Origin of the sequence: Paremcibacter congregatus (assembly GCF_006385135.1) — a bacterium.
In the GTDB taxonomy this organism is placed as follows: Bacteria; Pseudomonadota; Alphaproteobacteria; order Sphingomonadales; family Emcibacteraceae; genus Paremcibacter; species Paremcibacter congregatus.
The window spans coordinates 3,440,265-3,459,981 of record NZ_CP041025.1 but is presented as its reverse complement, the minus strand read 5'-3'; the positions used below and the strand labels follow the sequence as shown (position 1 = coordinate 3,459,981).

19 protein-coding genes, 1 tRNA gene and 1 pseudogene are annotated in these 19,717 nt (G+C 45.7%); 11 read left to right on the top strand and 10 right to left on the bottom strand.

From position 1 onward, the window contains the following. Positions 1 to 146: 146 nt before the first annotated feature. Entirely contained in the window at positions 147 to 2,201 is a 2,055-nt protein-coding gene (locus FIV45_RS15315) for a tetratricopeptide repeat-containing sensor histidine kinase (RefSeq protein ID WP_133118585.1), read from the top strand. A 79-nt stretch (positions 2,202 to 2,280) separates the two neighbouring features. Continuing rightward, positions 2,281 to 2,781, top strand: a complete 501-nt coding sequence (locus FIV45_RS15310; protein ID WP_099473144.1) for a nuclear transport factor 2 family protein — start codon at positions 2,281 to 2,283, stop codon at positions 2,779 to 2,781. Positions 2,782 to 2,787: 6 nt separating this feature from the next. On the opposite strand, the gene FIV45_RS15305 is transcribed toward FIV45_RS15310, so the two are convergent. Both FIV45_RS15305 and gluQRS read right to left on the bottom strand, forming a co-directional pair. Continuing rightward, complete coding sequence (locus FIV45_RS15305; protein ID WP_099473142.1) at positions 2,788 to 3,495, bottom strand: aspartate/glutamate racemase family protein; 708 nt, start codon at positions 3,493 to 3,495, stop codon at positions 2,788 to 2,790. Positions 3,496 to 3,550: 55 nt separating this feature from the next. Then, positions 3,551 to 4,450, bottom strand: a complete 900-nt coding sequence (gluQRS, locus tag FIV45_RS15300; protein WP_099473762.1) for a tRNA glutamyl-Q(34) synthetase GluQRS — start codon at positions 4,448 to 4,450, stop codon at positions 3,551 to 3,553. 298 nt (positions 4,451 to 4,748) lie between these two features. Here gluQRS and FIV45_RS15295 point away from each other — a divergent pair, with 298 nt between their 5' ends. Beyond that, positions 4,749 to 5,306 carry an HNH endonuclease gene (locus FIV45_RS15295; protein ID WP_099473140.1) on the top strand — a complete coding sequence of 186 codons (558 nt, stop codon included), beginning with the start codon at positions 4,749 to 4,751 and terminating at the stop codon, positions 5,304 to 5,306. A 10-nt stretch (positions 5,307 to 5,316) separates the two neighbouring features. On the opposite strand, the gene FIV45_RS15290 is transcribed toward FIV45_RS15295, so the two are convergent. The 3 genes from FIV45_RS15290 to FIV45_RS15280 all read right to left on the bottom strand — a co-directional run bounded on the left by FIV45_RS15290 (position 5,317) and on the right by FIV45_RS15280 (position 7,182). Continuing rightward, positions 5,317 to 5,874 carry a demethoxyubiquinone hydroxylase family protein gene (locus FIV45_RS15290; protein ID WP_099473138.1) on the bottom strand — a complete coding sequence of 186 codons (558 nt, stop codon included), beginning with the start codon at positions 5,872 to 5,874 and terminating at the stop codon, positions 5,317 to 5,319. Beyond that, the gene (locus FIV45_RS15285; RefSeq protein WP_099473136.1) at positions 5,871 to 6,386 is read right to left on the bottom strand and encodes a disulfide bond formation protein B; all 516 of its coding nucleotides are present in this window, start codon (positions 6,384 to 6,386) and stop codon (positions 5,871 to 5,873) included. Before FIV45_RS15285 ends, FIV45_RS15290 begins: the two co-directional genes overlap by 4 nt. A gap of 217 nt (positions 6,387 to 6,603) precedes the next feature. Next, entirely contained in the window at positions 6,604 to 7,182 is a 579-nt protein-coding gene (locus tag FIV45_RS15280) for a YqaA family protein (protein ID WP_099473760.1), read from the bottom strand. A 414-nt stretch (positions 7,183 to 7,596) separates the two neighbouring features. Between FIV45_RS15280 and FIV45_RS15275 the strand changes: the two genes are divergently transcribed. Continuing rightward, positions 7,597 to 8,745, top strand: coding sequence for a tyrosine-type recombinase/integrase (locus FIV45_RS15275; RefSeq protein WP_099473134.1), 1,149 nt, complete (start codon positions 7,597 to 7,599; stop codon positions 8,743 to 8,745). A 259-nt stretch (positions 8,746 to 9,004) separates the two neighbouring features. Continuing rightward, positions 9,005 to 9,089: transfer RNA gene (locus tag FIV45_RS15270), tRNA-Leu, on the top strand. A gap of 297 nt (positions 9,090 to 9,386) precedes the next feature. Here the strand turns inward: FIV45_RS15270 and FIV45_RS15265 are convergent. Both FIV45_RS15265 and FIV45_RS15260 read right to left on the bottom strand, forming a co-directional pair. Beyond that, positions 9,387 to 10,136: an HNH endonuclease gene (locus tag FIV45_RS15265; RefSeq protein WP_099473131.1), complete on the bottom strand. Its 750-nt coding sequence runs from the start codon at positions 10,134 to 10,136 to the stop codon at positions 9,387 to 9,389. 43 nt (positions 10,137 to 10,179) lie between these two features. Then, the gene (locus tag FIV45_RS15260; protein ID WP_133118584.1) at positions 10,180 to 10,404 is read right to left on the bottom strand and encodes a hypothetical protein; all 225 of its coding nucleotides are present in this window, start codon (positions 10,402 to 10,404) and stop codon (positions 10,180 to 10,182) included. 469 nt (positions 10,405 to 10,873) lie between these two features. Here FIV45_RS15260 and FIV45_RS15255 point away from each other — a divergent pair, with 469 nt between their 5' ends. Beyond that, the gene (locus FIV45_RS15255; RefSeq protein ID WP_099473127.1) at positions 10,874 to 11,377 is read left to right on the top strand and encodes an antirestriction protein ArdA; all 504 of its coding nucleotides are present in this window, start codon (positions 10,874 to 10,876) and stop codon (positions 11,375 to 11,377) included. A 105-nt stretch (positions 11,378 to 11,482) separates the two neighbouring features. On the opposite strand, the gene FIV45_RS15250 is transcribed toward FIV45_RS15255, so the two are convergent. Both FIV45_RS15250 and FIV45_RS15245 read right to left on the bottom strand, forming a co-directional pair. After that, positions 11,483 to 12,580 carry a hypothetical protein gene (locus FIV45_RS15250; RefSeq protein WP_099473125.1) on the bottom strand — a complete coding sequence of 366 codons (1,098 nt, stop codon included), beginning with the start codon at positions 12,578 to 12,580 and terminating at the stop codon, positions 11,483 to 11,485. Between the two features lie 69 nt (positions 12,581 to 12,649). After that, positions 12,650 to 13,009: a helix-turn-helix domain-containing protein gene (locus tag FIV45_RS15245; RefSeq protein WP_099473123.1), complete on the bottom strand. Its 360-nt coding sequence runs from the start codon at positions 13,007 to 13,009 to the stop codon at positions 12,650 to 12,652. 98 nt (positions 13,010 to 13,107) lie between these two features. On the opposite strand from FIV45_RS15245, the gene FIV45_RS15240 reads away from it, so the two are divergent. Next, on the top strand, positions 13,108 to 13,473 hold the full coding sequence (locus tag FIV45_RS15240) for a lecithin retinol acyltransferase family protein (protein WP_099473121.1): 366 nt from the start codon (positions 13,108 to 13,110) through the stop codon (positions 13,471 to 13,473). A 334-nt stretch (positions 13,474 to 13,807) separates the two neighbouring features. Here FIV45_RS15240 and FIV45_RS15235 read toward each other — a convergent pair. Beyond that, positions 13,808 to 14,542, bottom strand: a pseudogene (locus FIV45_RS15235) (IS6 family transposase). Between the two features lie 253 nt (positions 14,543 to 14,795). On the opposite strand from FIV45_RS15235, the gene FIV45_RS15230 reads away from it, so the two are divergent. The 4 genes from FIV45_RS15230 to FIV45_RS15215 all read left to right on the top strand — a co-directional run bounded on the left by FIV45_RS15230 (position 14,796) and on the right by FIV45_RS15215 (position 19,682). Beyond that, positions 14,796 to 16,250, top strand: a complete 1,455-nt coding sequence (locus tag FIV45_RS15230; RefSeq protein ID WP_099470755.1) for a serine hydrolase domain-containing protein — start codon at positions 14,796 to 14,798, stop codon at positions 16,248 to 16,250. 66 nt (positions 16,251 to 16,316) lie between these two features. Continuing rightward, complete coding sequence (locus FIV45_RS15225) at positions 16,317 to 17,876, top strand: N-acyl-D-amino-acid deacylase family protein (protein WP_099470756.1); 1,560 nt, start codon at positions 16,317 to 16,319, stop codon at positions 17,874 to 17,876. Positions 17,877 to 18,180: 304 nt separating this feature from the next. Continuing rightward, positions 18,181 to 19,176, top strand: coding sequence for a dipeptide epimerase (locus tag FIV45_RS15220; RefSeq protein WP_099470757.1), 996 nt, complete (start codon positions 18,181 to 18,183; stop codon positions 19,174 to 19,176). Then, a complete protein-coding gene (locus tag FIV45_RS15215) occupies positions 19,173 to 19,682 on the top strand; it encodes an Lrp/AsnC family transcriptional regulator (protein ID WP_099470758.1) in 510 nt (169 codons plus the stop codon). The genes FIV45_RS15220 and FIV45_RS15215 overlap by 4 nt, the downstream gene beginning before the upstream one ends. Positions 19,683 to 19,717 lie beyond the last annotated feature (35 nt).

Here is a 19,717-nt window from a genome sequence, read left to right as displayed (position 1 = left end):
GAATTTATCTGTGTCTTTGCCGAAGGATCGTGTATGATGGACCGCAAGTTATTGTGTGATTTTTTTTGTACGAAAGTGTTGTTTTGCCCAAATTGGGGATTCAAAAATATTATGTGATTTTTCTCCTCGCTCTGGCAGGATTTCTGGTGTGCAGCTTTTCGCTGCGGGCCGAAGAAGAATCCTCTATAGAGCCTTTTCGTTTTGCCGCCCAGCAGTTCATTGATAAAGCCCGGCCGTTATATGGTCAGGATATCCACTATGGCCTGAAATCGGCAGAGGTACTGATCACCGATGCGGCCACTCCGGAAAATCTGGAACAGGTTTTTCTGGTATTGAATTATTACTATGCCCTTGAAGATAAAGAAAAGATGCGGGCCTATGCGGATCAACTGGCGGTATTGGCACAGAAACTAGACCGGCCGGATATGACCCGGCTTGTAGAAATCTACCGGTCTTATACCCTGGCGCTGGACGGGGATTATAACGCGGCCATCCGCGAACTGGAAGCGCAATTAAAGACAGCTCTGGAGATCCGGGATCATCTGGCGGCAGTCATGTTATATGACGCCTTGGCGTTGTTGGAACCTTTTCAGGGGGAGTTCTATATTGCCCTGCAATATGCCGAAAAGGCCACGCGTCTGTTACGCCATGTGCCCTATGAAAAGCGGCTGCGACTCCATCTTTATAACACGCTGACCTATGTTTATACGGAACTGGAAGATCTGGACAAAACTCTTGAATTCGCCAATTTGGCGCTGGATATGGTCAAGGAAACCGGCCTGTATATGGATATTTCAACGGTGGTCTATAATGTGGGGCTGGCGTTGCAAAGCGAAAAGAACTACGTCCTGGCGGACCGGTACCTTGAGGAACTGCTGATCTTTTACAAAGAATCAGGGCAGGTGGAACAGAATATTTATCCTTATTATGGTCTGGCGTTGAATGCCTATGAGCAGAAAAAATATCCCTTGTCGCTATCGTATGTGGAACGGGCGCTGCTTTTTGCCGATACGTCAGAGGATTTCGCGGTGTCGTTGCGGCAATTGGGGGCAGAACTGTATGCCTTGACCGGGCAGGTGGATAAAGCGCGGGACTATCGCAGCAGGGTTGAGGCCTTTTTTAGCGCCAATCCGTCATACCAAAACAGCCAGTGGGCCAACCTTAATCTGCGCATGGATGCGGAAATTGCCTTTGCGGAGGGCCGTTATAAGAATGCTTACAGGATTTTTGCGCAATATAACGAGAAGGCGCTTGCGCAAGCAGAAAAATCTTTTTCCAATGATGTCTATAAGCTGAGGGCCGGGCTGGAAGCCACCATGCGGATCGAAAAGGCGGAGCAGGGAATTTTACTGGAGCGCGGCGAGCTGAAAATACAGCAGATGATGTTCCTGGTCGGCGCCTTTCTGGTGGTGCTGGTGGTTGTTCTCGGGGCGCTTGTGGTTCAGCGCCGGACGGTTGTTGCATTGGAGAGGAGCCAGAGAGAGGCGGAAGACGCCAATCAATCCAAGACCGAATTTCTGGCCAATATGAGCCATGAACTGCGTACGCCGTTGAATGCGATTATCGGGTTTTCCGAAATGATGACGGGAAAGGTATACGGGCCTCTCGGGCATAAAAATTATGACGAGTATGCCGATATGATCAACAGCAGTGGTCATCATCTGCTGAATATCATCAGCGATATACTTGACATGTCGAAAGTGGAAAATGGGGCGCTGGCGCTGCATGAACTTGAATGCGACCTTGTTGAATTTGTTCAGGCCGCGATTCGTGTGTTTGCTGATCAGGCGCGTGACCGCGACATTGCCCTGCAACTGGACGCACCGGATAATCTGCCTCTGCTGAGCGCGGATCTCAGGATTTTGAACCAGATCTTGTATAATGCTTTGTCCAATGCCCTTAAATTCAATCGACAAGGCGGGCGGATTGAAATCAGTCTTATGCAAAAGCCAGATACAGGCGGCATGCGGATTATGGTATCCGATACAGGGATTGGCATGACGGAAGAAGAACTTGTTCATGTGATGAAACCATTTGCCCAGGTGCAGAACAGCCTGACCCGCGCCCACGAAGGCACCGGATTGGGGTTGCCGCTTATGGCGGCGTTTATGAAATTGCACGGGGGGACGTTGGACGTGACGTCGGAGAAAGATCAGGGAACAACCCTGATCATGGACTTTCCCCCGAGCCGGACGCTTTAAGGTTAAAATATAGCCTTTCGTTTCACCATCCCGGATGCTAATGTTCGGGATATTGTAAAAAACCATAAGAGACCATCCCATGAAGAAAATTTCGTTGCTTGTTGCTTTTCTCCTTACCTTCTTCACCGTTCCGGCGATTGCAGCTGATGACAAGGCGGCAATAAACGCCTTGGTTGATGGCTTTCACGCCGCCGCCGCCGCCGCTGACAAAGAAGCCTATCTTGGCCATATGACTGCGGACGGGGTCTTTATGGGCACGGATGACTGGGAACGTTGGGCCATGCAGCCGGATTTCCAGAATTATGTTGCGGAACGGTTTAAGGGCGGTACGGGCTGGACCTATAAATCTGTCGAACGCCATATTGCTTTTGACCCGACAGGCAAAGTGGCCTGGTTTGACGAAATCACCAAGTCGGAAAAATGGGGATTGTTCCGGGGGACTGGCGTGGTTCTGAAAGCTGCGGACGGCTGGAAGATCGCGCATTACTCCATGAGCGTTCTGGTGCCCAACGAAGCCTGGGTGCCGATTTCCGATCTCGCCAAGGCCGCGGTCAAAAGACGCGACGCCGACAAGAAATAATCACATCTAATGCGCCAGTTCATCCGAAAGGATGAACTGGACAATGTCCTTTACGTGACATTCCGTGCTGTCGATTTTCGGCAGACATACTTCCGTATCGCGCAGCAGGATGGGATATTCGGTGCAGCCGAGGATCACGGCTTCCGCCCCTTCGGCTTTGAAGGCGGCAATCAATCGTGCGAAATAGTCCTGCGCCTCGGGGGAAAAAACGCCGTGTGACATTTCTTCATAGAGATAATGTTGCATCCGGTCGCGATCCGCTTTTTCCGGCACCAGGGTTTCGACGGCAAACTTTTCATTTAATCGTCCGCGCACAAAGTCGCCTTCCATGGTATATACCGTGCCGAGCAAGCCGACCTTTTTCCAGCCCTGTGCGGCGATCACCTTGCCGACTGCATCGGCGATATGCAGCACCGGAATATTCAGCGCGGCCTGCAGCTGGTCATAGACATGATGAGTGGTATTGGCGCAGAGGGCGACCGCTTTTACCCCGACAGACTGAAAGTCCAGTCCGGCAGTAATCAGCATTTTCGCGACCCCGCCCCAGTCATCGGCTTTCTCCAGATCGTGGATCACTTTTTGATTCATGGTGGTGACCATCAGGGGCGGATTGGTGTTATTGCCAAAGGTGATGTTCACGCTGTGATTAATACCGCGATAATAGTCGATGGTGGAATACCATGAGGTCCCGCCGATCAGTCCGAATTTTTGCATTATATTTCATTCCTTATCATCCGCATACTGTCTGCTTAAGACGGCGGCGCTTCGCTTAAAGGGTAATTTGGGTCATAAGATCTTCCGGGGCCTGACCTTCTGTGCGCATCTGAAAAAGGCTTTTGGCATTATCGCGCTTGGCATAACGCCAGCCGTTTTCGTCAGTGAGCAAGTCATGATGACGGTAGAGAGGCGGCGCATAACCAAGCAGATGTTGCAGTAATCGGTGCAGATGTGTGGCGAGAAACAGGTCATTTCCCCGGATCACATGGCTGATGCGCTGCAGGTGATCGTCGACCACCACCGATAAATGGTAGCTGGTTGGGATATCTTTGCGCGCCAGAACCGCATCCCCGAGTACATGCTGCAGGATTTCCGGTGTTGCGATCTGCTGCCCGGCCTCGAGGTCGGTCCAGGTCAAGGCGTCGGTCCCCTTGCGGGCGAGCGCCCGGGTCATGTCAAGCCGCAGGGCGAAGGGCGTTCCCGCCTGATGGCGTTGCTGCCTTTCCTGTGGTGTGAGGTGGCGACATGTACCGGGATAGGTCGGGCCTTCGCTGCTATGGTGCGCCAGATCATGGGGCGCATAGCCGCTGTTTTTGATTTCGGCCCGGATTTCCTTGCGGGTGCAGAAACAGGGATACAGCAAACCCTGAGCATCGAGCTGATCCAGTGCCGCTTGGTAATCGGCGAGATGTTCGGATTGGCGTCGCACCGGGGTCGGCCAGTGGAAGCCGAGCCAGGCGAGGTCGTCATAGATCGCCTGTTCATATTCCGGTTTACAGCGTCCGCCATCAATGTCTTCCATGCGCAGCAGGAAATGACCGCCGTGCCGGGCGGCGAAGTCGGCATTCAGCCAGGCGGAATAGGCATGGCCCAAATGCAGATGCCCGGTGGGGCTCGGGGCAAAGCGGGTGCGGACAGACAGGGGCGGGCTCATGGGGGAACTTTGCGTCATAGGGTCGCCAAGGTTAACTTTTATGGAGAGGGCATGATATCCGGTTAAGACCAAAATGAATAGCAAAAACAAGCCTTCCGGGTGGCGCGGGGCTCTGCACTATACCAGGGAATATATAAACCGTAACCGAAATACCTATCGGGTGTAACAGGCGATTGTTATTGGGGAATGGCCATAATAATGTTATGATTAAGCATTCGAGATATGGCCCGTTTCTGTTTTGTATTTTTGAGCGATGAACGGTTAAGATGTGAGGAGATGAATTGTGCCCCTATCTCATGCCCAGGATGTACGACATATGCCGCTGGAGGCCTGTCCGGCGCTGGTGCTGAATGCGGATTTCAAGCCATTAAGTTATTTTCCCTTGTCGTTATGGTCCTGGCAGGATGTGATCAAGGCGATATATCTGGACCGGGTGGCGGTGGTCGAGGAATACGACAAAGTGGTTCATTCACCATCGGCGGAAATGAAACTGCCCAGCGTGATTTCGCTGAAGGAATATGTCAAACCCAACGTTCACCCCAATTTTACCCGATTTAATGTGTTCTTGCGGGACCGGTTTACTTGCCAGTATTGTGGGCATGTGGCGGGTACCGGGCGGGACTTGACCTTTGATCATGTGATCCCGCGGCGTCAGGGCGGACGCACCAGCTGGGAGAATATCACCTCGGCCTGTCCGGCGTGCAATTTCAAAAAGGGCGGCCGCACACCGCAACAGGCCCGCATGCATTTGCGCACCAAACCCTACAGGCCGACCGTCTTCTCCCTGCAGAATGTCGGTCGCGCTTTCCCGCCCAATTATCTTCATGATAGCTGGCGGGATTTTCTTTACTGGGATAGCGAACTGGACAGTTGAGACGGAAGGCCTAAATCCGTTCGGCGACCTTGATCACCGTGCGGCATCCCAGTTTGATCATACCGGACAGCAGCGCATACCCCGGGGCTTCCTGTGCGCCGAGTTCAATGGCCGTGTCTTTATGTTCAAGCTCTTCCTGACGGAATTTTTCCAGTTCTGTCGCTAGCGGCGCTTCGTCTGCATCGAGATTTTCAATCTGATCGGCATAATGCTGATCAATCACCGTTTCGACCGCTTCTGTGCAGACCATGGCGGCTTTTTCGCCAAGCAGGGCCGTGCCGGCGCCGAGGGCGAAACCGGCCACATGCCAGAGGGGGGTGAGCAGGGTTGGCCGCGCGCCACGTTCACGGATCAGGTCGTTGAAACGGGCCAGATGCACATCTTCCTGTTCCTTCATATGCTGGATCGTTGGCCGCAGGGGGTGGTTGTCGCCAAGCACCGCGAGTTGACCCTGGTAAATGCGCACCGCGCCATATTCGCCGGCCTGGTCAACCCGCAGCAGGCGGTCGATCATTTTTTCTTTCGTCAGCGGTGGCGGCACTGGAGGTTTTCTTTCTGGCGTTGTCATGCTGTGCGGACCTCTCGTTTGCGTAGAGCCGCCGCCAGCGCCAGGGTCACGAACAGGGCGGTGGCGAGCGAGATCAGGAAATTGTATCCGGCCATGGAAATGCCAAACATGTCCCAGGCGATTTCATCACAGAGGATCAGTTTGGTTTCCATCATGCTGTCGAACAGGCTGTCCATGTCGGTGGCCTGGGTCTGGCCGTTGGTGGTGCAGGTGCTGGGGCCTTGCCACCATTTTTGCTCGACCCCGGCATGAAACCCGGCGGCGGCGACGCTGATGTCCAGGGCGATGGTGGTGCCCCAGGCAGCGATGGTGCGGGCGTCGCCCTTCAGCAGCATACCGGCGCCGGCCACGCCAAGGATGGCGAAATGGGCATAGCGCTGCCACCAGCAGAGATCACAGGGGGGATAGCCGCCAATATACTGAAACGCATAGGCGCCGGCCAGAAGCGATGCGGACATCAGAAAAGCCAGCTGCAGGGGGTTGCGCCAGAAATACGGGATCAGTTTCGTCATGGGACCTCTGTTCTGTGACATATTTCATACACTTGATTATCGGATTTTATCAGAATACTGCCTGGTGGAAATAGTTCAATAAGAAATCGACCGCTGTTATGGAAAATATGCTGAATCAGGATCTGGACTGGGATCTGATCAAACATAACCTATTAGAACATAATCATTATGCCGCCTCTGGCAATCACCACTTGGCTGCGGCTGACTGAACCTCGCCTTAAACGTATTTCAAGGCGAGGAAACTGCCCACCAGCAGGAGGCTGAATGTCAGGGTCAGCAGACCGAGGCGGCGTTCGATGAAATCCCGGATCGGGATGCCGAATTTCCACAACAGGGCCGCCACCAGAAAGAAACGCGCGGCGCGGGAAACGGTGCTGGCGATAAGGAAGGTGGTCAGGTCGAGATGGGCGACGCCGCTGGCGATGGTGAAGACCTTGTACGGAATGGGCGAGAAGCCGGCGAGGCTGACAATCCAGGCGCCATGTTCACTGTAAAGTGCGGTGAAGCGCTCATACTGGGCCTGCATATGATAGAAGGCGACGATGGGGTCGCCGACGGTCTCATACAGCACCGCGCCGATATAATAGCCGAACAGGCCGCCAAAAACAGAGGCGGTTGAACAGACAAAGGCGATGCGCCAGGCCCGGGTCGGGGCGGCGATGACCATGGGAATCAGAAGCACATCGGGCGGTATGGGAAAGAAGGAACTTTCGGCGAACGAGAAGAGGGCGAGGATCCACAGAGCCTTGGGGTGTTCGGCCTTTTCCAGCGTCCAGTCATATAATCGTCGTAACATATATCCCTCATACAATGCCCGCGGGGGCTTTTCTTTTTTAATCAGGTGGTTAAGGGGCCTTTTCGTCGGTTTGCACGGGCAGGCTCTGGGGGGCATCATTGCAGGAAACGAGGAGAAGAAAAAGTCTTTTATGCGGGGGAGGTTTTTTTTGTGCTGATTTTCTTGATTGGGGCTTGACCAGAGAAAACCGGACGCTATTATGCCGAGACCTTTCCGGTGCTGTGACAGCATCAAAACAGGGCCCCTGTGGCGGAATTGGTAGACGCGCTGGATTCAAAATCGCGCTATGGTAGTATCACCTCAAATATAAACACTTTATAAATCAAAAAGTTAAGCAACTTTCTGTTAGAATTCCCGTATCGGAAACTCTTTCACATTGATTACACATTTTTGACTGATTTGAGGGGCATATACATGGTTAAACATAGCATTCTAGGCGGCAAGGTTCATGTCTATAAAAGAGAGAATAGTAATCACTGGCAATGTTCGACATACATTGGTGGTAAGAATCGTAGAGTAAGTACAAAAGAAGATAGCCTGTCCCGTGCGAAGGATTTTGCAGAGGATTGGTATCTCGAATTGCGCGGTAAAAATAGGCTTGGGGAATTAAGGAATGAGAAAACCTTCAAGTTTGCCGCGAAGCAGTTTGAGCGTGAATATGAGATTATTACCGAAGGCCAAAGAAATAAGGAGTATGTCGCAGGTCACAAAAGCCGAATTCGCATGCAGTTGAACCCATTTTTTGGCAATAAAGGGTTGTCTGAAATAACACCAGGTCTGGTCCAGGAATATCGAATTACCCGAATGCAGTTGGAAAAACCGCCCGCCAGAAGTACGCTCCATCATGAAATTGTAACGTTACGGCAGGTTCTCAAGACTGCCACTCGTCACGGGTGGTTGCAACATCTGCCGGATTTATCTCCTCCTTATCGCGCATCAACAAAAGTTTCCCATCGCGCATGGTTCAATCCCGAAGAATATAAAAGGCTGTATGAGGCAACGAGAAGACGGGCCCAAAAGCCACTCCGAAATCGATATAAATATCATGGTGAACAGTTGCACGACATGGTCTTGTTTATGGCCAATACAGGTATTCGTCCAGATGAGGCGTTGCGGTTGGAATATCGTGATGTGGAGATTGTTGAAGATCTTGACACGAACGAGACAATACTTGTTATTTCTGTTCGGGGGAAAAGAGGCGTTGGTTTCTGCAAAAGCACAAATGGAGCGGTAAGGCCTTTTGAACGACTTTTAGAACGGAACAAACCTTCCCCAGATCATCGTATTTTTCCAACCCTACACAGGGAATTGTTGAACCGGGTTTTAGAGGATGAAAATCTAAAACTTGATCGCGAAGGTAATCGACGAACGGCGTACAGTTTACGCCATTCGTATATTTGTTTCCGGCTAATGGAAGGGGCCGATATTTATCAGATCGCTAAAAACTGCCGCACGAGCGTAGAAATGATAGAAAAATACTATGCTTCTCACATCAAGAACAGCATCAATGCTGCCGCCATTAATGTCCGAAGGCCAAAACGAGAGAAAAAGACCGCGCTCTAAGCGCATAAAAGGGGTTTTTCGTTTATCTTATGACGGCTTCCCAGAAGCATTTCACGGCATAAGATGTCTCAAGTAAGCGCCAGAACTGGCACTTACTTTCTTCGATCGCTGCGCCCTGGGCGCATTTGAGTGATCGTTCTTGATCTAAAAAGGTTTTGACGTCGTCAGATAAGGGTAAACAGAAGAATATTTTTTGTATCTACGGTCACTTTTCACTTGGCTATAGAATTTGAAGGTGATAAGACTGCGGTTCCTTCATGCGGGCGTGGTGGAATTGGTAGACACGCAGGATTCAAAATCCTGTTTCTTCGGAAGTGAGAGTTCGATTCTCTCCGCCCGCACCATAATTTTGCAAATGTTTTCAAGATGTTGATACTGCTTGATGGTCGTGAAATTATGATTGTGTTTATGAAAGTTCATCACTATCTGAATGCTTCTGATATCAGTCCCCACAATATTTACCGTCATTTTATCCAAGTTCCACGTTTGTGATGCGAGTCATGTACTCACACACCCAGTCAAGTTTCATGGGAGATGTTGTGCCTACTTAACTGTCCATGAGCGAGGCAAAATGGGGGTATAAAGTTACCTAGTAATCGGGGTGATTTTTAGTCTTGAATTCCAATATCATACAGGTTCTATTATTTCCTGCCATCTGCTGTAAATAGATTTTGCAACTCTTCAATAGTCAATGGCGGCTTTGTACGATGTAGCATGGCATGGCAATTAGGGCAGACTGGAATTAGATCTTCAATAGGATTGACTTCATATTCATTTTTTATATTTGCCATGGGAACTTTATGGTGGACATGAATATAATTTTTCCCAAGTGTTCCATAAAACAACTCAAAGTCAAAGTTACATCCTTGACATTTATACCCATAATGCTCGATGCATTTATCTCTCGCGCTGGCGTTACGTTCGTAGGAATTGACTAGGATGTTTTTTGTAGCGCCCTCAACAAAAATTTCACTTTCGCAAATTTCTTCTGGAAGAATTTCAGAGCCTTCGTAAGTGGAGGCAAACCATTCCTTTCCTTCACGAGTAAGGTATTTATCTTCTAAAACTGGTTCAAAACCTTTAAGCTTCGAAGGTCCATTGCCATCGCTATCCTGATTATCGCCTGAAAAGCATATAACGAAGGTTTTAAGGGAATACCCCTCCTCCTCAATTAATCTAATGTGTTCCCGGGATTGGTTAAATCCTGGAGCTCGCCGACCTTGGTCTGTGATTGCCCAGTCCATACTAAGGACTAATGTTCTTTGGCCTTTTGTATGGACATCCCAAGCCCCGAAAATAACTATTTTGTCTTTGTGGTTTACAAAAGACCAACTCCACAACCAGTTCTGGCAATCAGCGCCATTGGATTTAATAAACTCTTTTCTATTCATGTGTTTCCTTCAGGTGGCGGATGTTGCAATAAGCATATCCAGTTTAGATGTGCTTTCCAAACCAATTAATAAGAGAAGAAACGGCGACAAATAATTTTCTGACGCCTGAACTTATTTTTTCATCCATCCCTGCCATCGCCCAAAGTATCAATTTTGCACAGGGGTTTTCCAGCGCGAAGATTTTATCATGCAGCTTCTTCAGCGCTACCTCCTGTGCTAGGGGCCGCGCTGTACCGTCAACTGGCGGCGCCGGATCATCCTCAGGCACTGCCCCCGGCCGTAAGGCATTGTTGACACACCCGGCCCACATTCCGTCATCTGCGGACGCAAATAATGAGGTAAATACTTCTGCGCGCCCGGATCACAGCTGATGTGCCAGATGAGAGCGTAACGACACGCTGCTTTTGGGCGCGAAGGGATCTTCCGCGTTTTCAACAAAACCCCTCCCGTTTCTTTTTCTCTCGCTTTCTGAGGTCTCACCGGGCAGGGCTGTGCCGGAGAGGCGGCTTTAAGGCCGGGCGCTATACAGGCGCGTAGTGGCGCCGGGGGTGGGCCTCTGGCTTTGGCGTATTCTCAGTGGCTCAATCCCCTCCTGTTTTTAATTCAAGTCGCTTTTACCCTCTGCGGGGCGGGAGGCAACAGATCTTCCGCGCCAAAATCCCGTGAAGACAGTGGCATCCCGCCCTGACCTCAGAGGGAGAGCTCTCTTGTATTCTTAAAAAACAGGAGAGATACAAATGACCCACAATTACTTCGCCATGCCTTACAACATCAGCGTTCCCGGTTTCCCCTTCACGGATTATGACAGCTATGCGGCGCAGGCGGCCGCTCTGAAAGACAGTTTCGGCGATCCGGTTGAGGAATTCAGTATTGAGTGCCTCGACGGGGACAATGAGGTGCTTTTCAACGCGCTGGAGGTCACTCAGGCGACCCTGGAACAGTGGTTCGATGATTTCGAAGGCCTGGACGGCGATGAGCTGATCAAGGCGATATACCTTGCAGAATATGTCACCTGTGACATGGCGGAGATTTTGAGCCAGTTGGAAGACGTGGCGCTCTTTGAGGGTGATGCACAAACTTACGTGGAGGACTATATCGAGGATTGTGGTCTGCTTGATGATATGCCGGAGAATCTTAGATATTATTTCGACACAGAAGCCTTCGCCCGCGACATGCTGCTCGGCGGCGACATCACCGAAGTGGACATCATGGGATCAACCTATGTGGTTTGGGAGTGTTGATGGGTGTATGTCCTGACGAAAATCGTGATATTTACGACGGGTTTAATTTTTTGGGCTTATTCTGCAATATCCTACAAGCTTTGCACAAAACGGCAAAAAAATCTCTTAGTTCAATTCGAAGGTGCAAACTTTAGAAGCAGGAAATTGTCTACTCAGCTTGAAAATTTTATATCCTTTTGGTTTAGAATACCCGTAGCCAGAGGCTTTTGATACCAAAAGATACGGCGTTCTATTTAAGGAAAAGAATTGAGAATACCCAATATATTTTGCATCTGGGTGAATTGTGTCTGATAGGGACAACTTTGAAACCTGTTCAGGATTATTTATAAAGTCTTGTATTTCGTTTATGTTTTCGAACTGTTTTTGATAGTGCTCGATAGATTTCTGAAACTTGATTTTATAATAACTTGGCGATGTTGTATAAAATCTTTTTTCGATTAGGTGCTCATCAATACCATCAAGATCAAGATCGGTAATTAGTAAGGAATATATAGGGAACCCGTAATCTAACAACACCTCACTGTAAGATAATTGGGCTTCTTTAGGGGGCGTTATATCTGCTGGATCTCTGAAGAATTTGGCGCATAATTTGTCATCGTGAGAATATGTGAGGTTATACTTTGGAGGGGATGGGGCCGCGCCTGATTTAGGGTATTCCTGCATGTCCCTGGGGAGAAGGTTATGATTATTTTCTTGAACGACGCATGATAATTGAGCTTTCCTCATCGGGGTCTGCAAGTCTCTAAAAGCCTCTTTGTTTTTGCAAATTGAGATTTCTTGCTCAGTTATGGTGATTGTTCTAATTGACATTTCTTCCGGGCATGCTTTCAGATGTAGTCGGGAAAGTATTTTTTTCTTGTTGAACCATAAGCTCAAAACAGGATCTTGAAAAGATTGACACCTTGAATTAACCCATTCCAGTTCTGCTCTAATGGGAATGTTCTTTGAATTTCTGCAGGTTATCTTATTTTTGAGGCTTTTAAACGAAGCCTGTGTAAAGCCAGAATCCTTAATGTGGTTATCAAGGACGGGGTTCACATTTGGTTGGTTATAAATTCCATTAAGCATTATGATTGCTTGTCCATTAGATTCAGAACAGGCTAGAAACGCCATCTCATAATATTCATCAGCAAGACTTTGAGATATTAATGCCGGTATTAGAATTGCAAGAACAGAAACGAATATTTTAATTTTTTTGACCATTTGAGCCCATTGATTTTCTTGAGAGATGCCCTTACCTTATCGACCAATTTATCTGCCCCTCAATAACTATTATTTTTTTGCCATTACAATCGTTGCAATTATTGCCCCAATAGCTGCTGCACCCAATAACATCAAGCCAAGTTTATCAGCTTCTTTATTGTCATATGTCACCTTCATTCCTTCGGCTTTGAAGTTTTTCTTTGCATCATCTGCATAGCGGATTATTTGATGAGTAGGGACTGATAAAAAGTCAGCGACTTTTGCAAGTTGAGAAGCTGATAGGGTGGATTTTCCATTTTCCAGTTTTGACCAAGCAGCTTGAGAAATATCCATTTTCTCAGCCATATCACCTTGAGATATTGAGCGATCGTCACGCAACTGCTTAATAACATTACCTACTATGGCTGAGTATGTGGTCCCTGCATCCATTTATAAAAGCCCTTTACAAAAATGACTATTCTGATTATATATAACTTATAATTAAAAATAACTAATTATAAAATTTAACTCATTATAACGAGGTTTATATGTATACACAAGGTGAAATTATTGCGGCTAAGTTGCCATTAGGGCTTGAGCATTGGGGAGTGGTGTCAGAGTTTGGGACTGTTGTTTCTTCTTCTCAGCGAACAGGAATTGTCAAAGAAGAAAGTATGGAAGTATTTTCCAGTGGATATGAAGTCATTAGTAAGGGCTATCCAAGTAATTTGACCCCAAATGAAGTATTGATAAAGGCTAGAAGCGTAATTGGTAAGGAATGGAAGTTAATTACTGATAACTGTCAGCATTTTGCTACATGGTGCCATGATAATAAACATTCCCCACAATTGCAGTGGATTATTGGTGCTGCATTGGTAGCAGGTTTATTGTTTTTTATTGTAAAGTACAAATAAGCCATCACCTACAGAGTTGGTTCTGTTTGATTTTGCAGATTTTTGGCAATGTTAAGTTACAATATGTTAGTCAATGTTATGCGCCTTTTAAAAAATTAGGGGCTATTCATAGTGAAATGCCCCGAGTTTCTTAGACACCTTTCAGGTTATAGTGTTATTCGCCGTGTCAATTTCCGTTTATATCGAGTCCCCGCAACCAAGAATACACATAAAAAGCCTGCTAGTGCGCTGTACTGGCAGGGTTTTTTGTTTCAACCTTCCACGATTTGACAAGCCAGAAAGGCTCTGTCACTTTAACTTTCTCAGCGCGAAGAGGTTTCAATTGAGGTTGAAATTATGTAGCATTGGTCACAAGGTCCCATTCAATCATTGCGATTGACCGTAATTGTCGTAGAGTTTTTCTTGAAATTAAATGTCTTTGTGTGTTGAAGAGGTTATACCCCAAGGGCAGGCTTCGCGCTAAATTGAGCCGTAGATTGATAGAAATATTTGTGCTGATTTGAATCGTTGCATCTTTCGTTCCCGTCGCCGGATTGGAACAGGGGAACTTTCCGCTCTATTATTCAGTCTGTTGGTCGTATCATGCAGATGTTCTATTTCTAATTCTCTTAGAACTGCGCTGTAGGATCTCAATTTATCGGTAACGACCTTTGTAGGCGGGATACCCTGATTTTGTAGTAATTTTCTGAGAAGTTTTAATGCAGCTCTTTAGTTCCTGCGCTTTTGCACTAAGACATCCAGAACTTCACCTTCTCCATCTACAGCGCGCCATAGATACATCGGTTTGCCGCCAATCTCGACGAATACTTCGTCTAGAAACCATTCTGTATGTGGTAGAGGCCTGTGTTTTTTGATACGACGAGCATATTCTGCTCCGAACTTAAGAGCCCACCTACGCACGGTTTTGCTGCTCCGCGCTGCCCTTCGGGTCATAGCTGACATCAATGCCGCGTTCAGCTAATAGTTCTTCAACGTCTCGATAACTCATGGTAAATCGAAAATAAAGCCAGATAGCTTGTCTGATAATATCCGGATGGAAGCGATGTCGATGATATGATATTGTTTTCATGAAAATCACATAACATAGAATTTGGGAAAAGTTAACGTGTCAAAGCCGTTCGAGGTCCTGGATGGGTTGGTTGGGCCAATTGAGTCGAGATGTTCCTGAAGGGTTAGTGTTGGAGCCTGAATTTAAAGATTGGGTAATGCAATGGCAGAGCCTTGACTATTCCAGATTTTCCACTGTTATTTTATTTTACAAAAGCTGATACAACTGTTTTATATGGTTATAGTTATTTCTATTTTTTAATAGTTATAACGGCATGGAAGAAATGATGATGCGTATAAAGAATGTATTGAAATATTTTGGTGTTGGGTTTGTGAGCCTTTTAGTGCTGGGGATTATTGCAATCGTTCTTTCCAAGTCAGTTAGAGATAATACCTATCATGTAGGAACAATTGGTGCCGCATTTGCAGCTAAGCATGTTTGTTCGGAATTTTACCTTAATGGTAGATCAATTGATGAAATTTTCCAAAGAGATTTGATGGCAGTTGATGAACGAACTAGTTTATTTTCTGCTAAAAATGACAATATGAATAATGCAATTTATACAAATCTCGGTGGTTTTTTTAGTACTTATGCTGCTTACCGAGATGGCCTGGGGTGTACGCTAGTGCATGATATGAATATCAAAGAGTATCAGGCATCTGCAGTAAGAATAGTACGGCATAAAAAATCAGGTTCAGAACATGAATATCCTTTAAAATCAAATATTGGAAATACTGTCAATGGAGTGAATTTTCAGAAATTGAAACAAGCTGTGGAAAACAGTTTCTATGAGCCAATTGAGGAAAGTAAGCAGGATACTCGGGCTGTTATTGTCCTTCATAGAGGAAAAATTATAGCCGAAAAATATGCGCCGGGTTTTGGTAAGGAAAGCCTATTTTATTCTATGTCTATGGCGAAAAGTGTTGTGGCAACACTTATTGGGATTTTGGTGGATGAGGATAAATTAAACATAGATGATATTGGGCTATTTCCAGAGTGGTCAGATCTCTCAGATCAAAGAAAAAATATTTCATTACATGATCTATTAACGATGTCCAGTGGTTTGGAGTTTGAAGAAGTAGAGGCGCCAGGAACTGATTTGACGACTATGGTTTATCGGAGTTCAGATATGGCTGCTTTTGCAGCAAATAAACCTTTGATCCATAAACCTGGAACATATTGGAGTTATTCAAGCGGTACATCAAATTTACTTGCCAAGGTTTATGCGAACCAGTTTGAGAACTTGCAGCAGGCCTATCAATTTGCATGGGACGGGTTATTTGCACCAGCCGATATGGTTAGTACTATATTCGAAACTGACCAAAGTAATGTGTTTGATGCAGGCGGCTCCCTTTATGCCACTGCCAGAGACTGGGCACGGTTTGGGCAAATATATTTAAATAGGGGCAGTATCAATGGAAAAAGAATTATTTCCGAAAAATGGGTGGACTATGTTTCTACACCAGTCAAATCTGCTCCTATCGGAATTTATGGGGGGCAGTTTTGGTTAAATAAAGGGGCATTAAATGACAATGGGGAAATGGTACGTTTTCTAGAAAAATGCCCGTCTGATTTATATTTTGCTCTTGGTCATTTTGATCAAATTGTTGCAATTGTTCCATCAAAGGAAGCAGTTATTGTACGTTTGGGTTGGTCTACTGATCCAAATAATCCATTTAACTTTGGTGAGCATATCTGTAACATATTATCCTCTATTGAGGATAAGTGATTAGATTTAATAATTGGTTGTGGTGAACAATCAAATCATATTACCCTGAATTAAAGAGATAAAATCATGAGTAATGCTGGTCTTCCAAAGTTTTTGCTAAATTTTGTCGTCGGGTTGGGAGTATTCGCACTTGGCGCATGTAGTCCGAAAAATTCTCCACCACAGTCTTGGATTGTTGAAAATGTTTCGATTGTGGACGGTATGGGCACTCCTGCTTATGCAGGGTCAGTCAGAATCCTTGCCGGTAAGATAGTTGAAGTAGGACAACTGACCAAATTACCTAGTGAAGTTGCTGTCGCCGGAAAGGGGTTAATATTAGCTCCTGGTTTTATTGATACCCATAGTCATCATGACGCTTATATAGAACAACAACGTGATGTTATTGCTGCTACCAGCCAAGGAATAACAACAATTGTTATTGGCCAGGATGGATTTTCCAATTATCCACTTTCAGAATTTTATCAACAAAGACGTGAACGCCCTGTTGCTGTCAATATCGCTTCATATGTTGGTCATAACTCAATTAGAGGTATTGTATTGGGAGAAGACTATCGGAGAAAGTCCACTGAAGATGAATTGTCAAAAATGGAAGCACTCTTGCAAAAAGAAATGCAAGCAGGGGCAATCGGATTGTCTACTGGTCTTGAATATGATCCTGGAATTTACGCAAGTCGTCGTGAAGTTTTGCAGCTTGCACAGATTACTGCTGAACAGGATGGAAGATATATCAGTCATATCCGTAGTGAAGACAAATTTTTATTTGAAGCGGTTGATGAAATTATTTCCATTGGGCGGAAAACAGGGATGCCAATTCAAATTTCTCATGTAAAACTTGCTATGAAGAGTTTATGGGGGAGGGCTCCCGAATTATTGGAGAAGCTTAATGCAGCTCGAGCAGAAGGGATTGAAATCAGTGCTGATATTTACCCCTATGAATATTGGGCATCTGTGCTTGAGGTAATGTTACCGGAACGAAATTTCGATGACAGGTCTGCAGTTAAGTTTGCGTTGGATGAACTTGCACCACCGGAAGGTCTGGTTTTGGCTATATTTGCAGCTGATCCATCATTGGAAGGCAAGACGGTGGCAGCAATTGCAAAGGAGCGTGGTGAAGATCCTATAGATACTTACCTTGCATTGTTAAAACAGTCGAAACAGTGGCAGACAGACAATCCCAATAGTGATCAAGTGGCTGAATCCGTCATGGGACGAAGTATGACTTCTGAAGATATTGTAACCCTTTTAAATTGGGAACATACTAACTTATGTACGGACGGAGCACATATTGGTCACCCTAGAGGGGTCGGCAGTTATCCTAGGGTTCTCGGGAAATATGTAAGAAACGACAAAATCATGAGTATCGAAGAAGCGGTTCGGAAGATGACATCACTCGCAGCACATCATATGGGGTTCTCTGATCGAGGTAAAATAAAACCAGGATATTCTGCTGATATGGTTTTGTTTGATCCTAAAACTATTATAGATCGTGCTAATTTTAGAGACATGTCAAAATTGTCAGAAGGTGTCGCTATGGTTTGGGTGAATGGAAAACTGGTATTTCAGGATGGTCAAGCGACAGGTGCTCGCCCAGGTCAACTTATTACGAGGCGTATCATTACAGAATGATTAAATTGTGTGTTTTTGACATATCACTATTTTAAGGTGGCCATGAGATGTTGGATTCCGCTGTGGATGTTGTATGATAATATAAATTTGACAGTTTGACATATAGAATAAAAAAACTGTATTTTTGATATGCTGCAGTGAGATCTATGGCATTTTCATGCCCTTTTGTCTTTCGGTCCGGTTACATCGGCTGTCATTGATGGGTAATTCAGGTGTTTCTATTGTGATTGATGTTGGATTGAGGCGTAATTGCAATGAAAAATACTGCATATTGTTCTTTTAAGAAATATGCAGGAGCAATCTAATGAAACTTTCAATCTATGCTGAAACTTGGCAGCTACGGGAGACGTTTCGTATTGCTCATCATAAAATCACTCACAGTTATATAATTCGTGTGGTTCTTCAGGATGGAGCAATTTTTGGCCAAGGGGAAGCCGAAGCTCATGATGTTAATCCAGACGAAATGGATATTGTTGTTAAAGAAATCCAAAAGGTAAAGGATCTGATCGAACAAGGAAGGCCTTGGCCGATGATTTATCCTTCTGTACACCATTTAAGGGCCAGAAATGCCCTTGATTGTATGTATTGGGACTTTGAGGCCAATCGAAATGGAATTCCAGTTTGGCAAAAAATTGGTCATACCAAGCCTAAACCTCTAACGACAGCATATACGATCGGTATAGATACAGCAGAAAAAATGGAATCTAAAGCATTTTCCAATAGACACCGAAAATTATTAAAAATTAAGTTAGGATGTCGCCAGGGAGACATGAAACGGATTGAGGGAGTTCGCAGGGCGGCGCCAAATAGTGACCTTATAATTGATGCGAATGAAGGCTGGACTTTCGATCAATTAATAAAATATGCTCCTTATCTTCATCAGTTGGGTGTTAAACTCATTGAACAACCGTTGCCAGCAGAAAATGACTATTCTCTAGTGAAATTCAAATCACCAGTTGCATTATGTGCTGATGAAAGTTGTCATACTCGAGCAGATCTGCCAAATTTGATTGATCGATATCAATTTGTTAACATTAAACTCGATAAAACAGGTGGCTTAACAGAGGCTTTATTACTAGCTAGTGATGCAAAAAAGGCTGGTCTTCGTCTTATGACAGGCTGTATGGTGGGAACATCATTGGCAATGGCACCTGCAATGCTGATTGGATCGCTTTCTGAGTTTGTCGATTTGGATGGACCTCTATTATTACGTGAAGATAGAAAAAATGGACTACAATATTGTGATGTTACGAGTTCTGTTTACTCTTCAGGTGTTGAGTTGTGGGGGGAAAGGATATGAATTTGGCAAGCAACCCTTTAAACCTTGATCGTCTTGATTATAAAATTATAGCGGCTCTTGTAAAGCAGGGACGTATTTCTAAAGTTCAACTTTCTGAAGAAGTGGGATTGTCAGCCTCACCGTGTTGGGAGCGCATGAAACGACTGGAAAAACAGAATATAATTCGTGGCTATCATGCAGACGTAGATCTTACAAAATTAGTGAATATATCTTTTTTCCAGGTTGAGGTAACGATCAATAATTACTCTATGCATGTTGCCAAAAGATTTGAAGTTATGGTTAAGAGAATGCCGGAAGTGGTAGAATGTAGAGCAGTTTTGGGCGGTTTGGATTATATGTTGACCATTGCAGCAACTAGTGTGGAGCGATATCAGGATGTTATTGAGCATATGATGAATAATGAGGAAGTTAATTTTGATTATCAAACCTATCCTGTCACCAAATCAGTAAAACTAGTCAATGATATCAGTATTCTAGGGTTGATTGACTTAATTGTTGATGGTTAAGTTGTTATTGTCTTATAAAGTTCGGTGTGAGCTGA

What these genes read in the sequence shown, in the direction of transcription:
- FIV45_RS15275 (WP_099473134.1), top strand. Translation starts at nt 7,597, where the DNA reads ATGGTTAAACATAGCATTCTAGGCGGCAAGGTTCATGTCTATAAAAGA.
- FIV45_RS15230 (WP_099470755.1), top strand. Translation starts at nt 14,796, where the DNA reads ATGGAAGAAATGATGATGCGTATAAAGAATGTATTGAAATATTTTGGT.
- FIV45_RS15265 (WP_099473131.1), bottom strand. Translation starts at nt 10,136, where the DNA reads ATGAATAGAAAAGAGTTTATTAAATCCAATGGCGCTGATTGCCAGAAC.
- FIV45_RS15245 (WP_099473123.1), bottom strand. Translation starts at nt 13,009, where the DNA reads ATGGATGCAGGGACCACATACTCAGCCATAGTAGGTAATGTTATTAAG.
- gluQRS (WP_099473762.1), bottom strand. Translation starts at nt 4,450, where the DNA reads ATGACGCAAAGTTCCCCCATGAGCCCGCCCCTGTCTGTCCGCACCCGC.
- FIV45_RS15280 (WP_099473760.1), bottom strand. Translation starts at nt 7,182, where the DNA reads ATGTTACGACGATTATATGACTGGACGCTGGAAAAGGCCGAACACCCC.
- FIV45_RS15305 (WP_099473142.1), bottom strand. Translation starts at nt 3,495, where the DNA reads ATGCAAAAATTCGGACTGATCGGCGGGACCTCATGGTATTCCACCATC.
- FIV45_RS15215 (WP_099470758.1), top strand. Translation starts at nt 19,173, where the DNA reads ATGAATTTGGCAAGCAACCCTTTAAACCTTGATCGTCTTGATTATAAA.
- FIV45_RS15240 (WP_099473121.1), top strand. Translation starts at nt 13,108, where the DNA reads ATGTATACACAAGGTGAAATTATTGCGGCTAAGTTGCCATTAGGGCTT.
- FIV45_RS15250 (WP_099473125.1), bottom strand. Translation starts at nt 12,580, where the DNA reads ATGGTCAAAAAAATTAAAATATTCGTTTCTGTTCTTGCAATTCTAATA.
- FIV45_RS15290 (WP_099473138.1), bottom strand. Translation starts at nt 5,874, where the DNA reads ATGACAACGCCAGAAAGAAAACCTCCAGTGCCGCCACCGCTGACGAAA.
- FIV45_RS15295 (WP_099473140.1), top strand. Translation starts at nt 4,749, where the DNA reads ATGCCGCTGGAGGCCTGTCCGGCGCTGGTGCTGAATGCGGATTTCAAG.
- FIV45_RS15310 (WP_099473144.1), top strand. Translation starts at nt 2,281, where the DNA reads ATGAAGAAAATTTCGTTGCTTGTTGCTTTTCTCCTTACCTTCTTCACC.
- FIV45_RS15255 (WP_099473127.1), top strand. Translation starts at nt 10,874, where the DNA reads ATGACCCACAATTACTTCGCCATGCCTTACAACATCAGCGTTCCCGGT.
- FIV45_RS15225 (WP_099470756.1), top strand. Translation starts at nt 16,317, where the DNA reads ATGAGTAATGCTGGTCTTCCAAAGTTTTTGCTAAATTTTGTCGTCGGG.
- FIV45_RS15285 (WP_099473136.1), bottom strand. Translation starts at nt 6,386, where the DNA reads ATGACGAAACTGATCCCGTATTTCTGGCGCAACCCCCTGCAGCTGGCT.
- FIV45_RS15220 (WP_099470757.1), top strand. Translation starts at nt 18,181, where the DNA reads ATGAAACTTTCAATCTATGCTGAAACTTGGCAGCTACGGGAGACGTTT.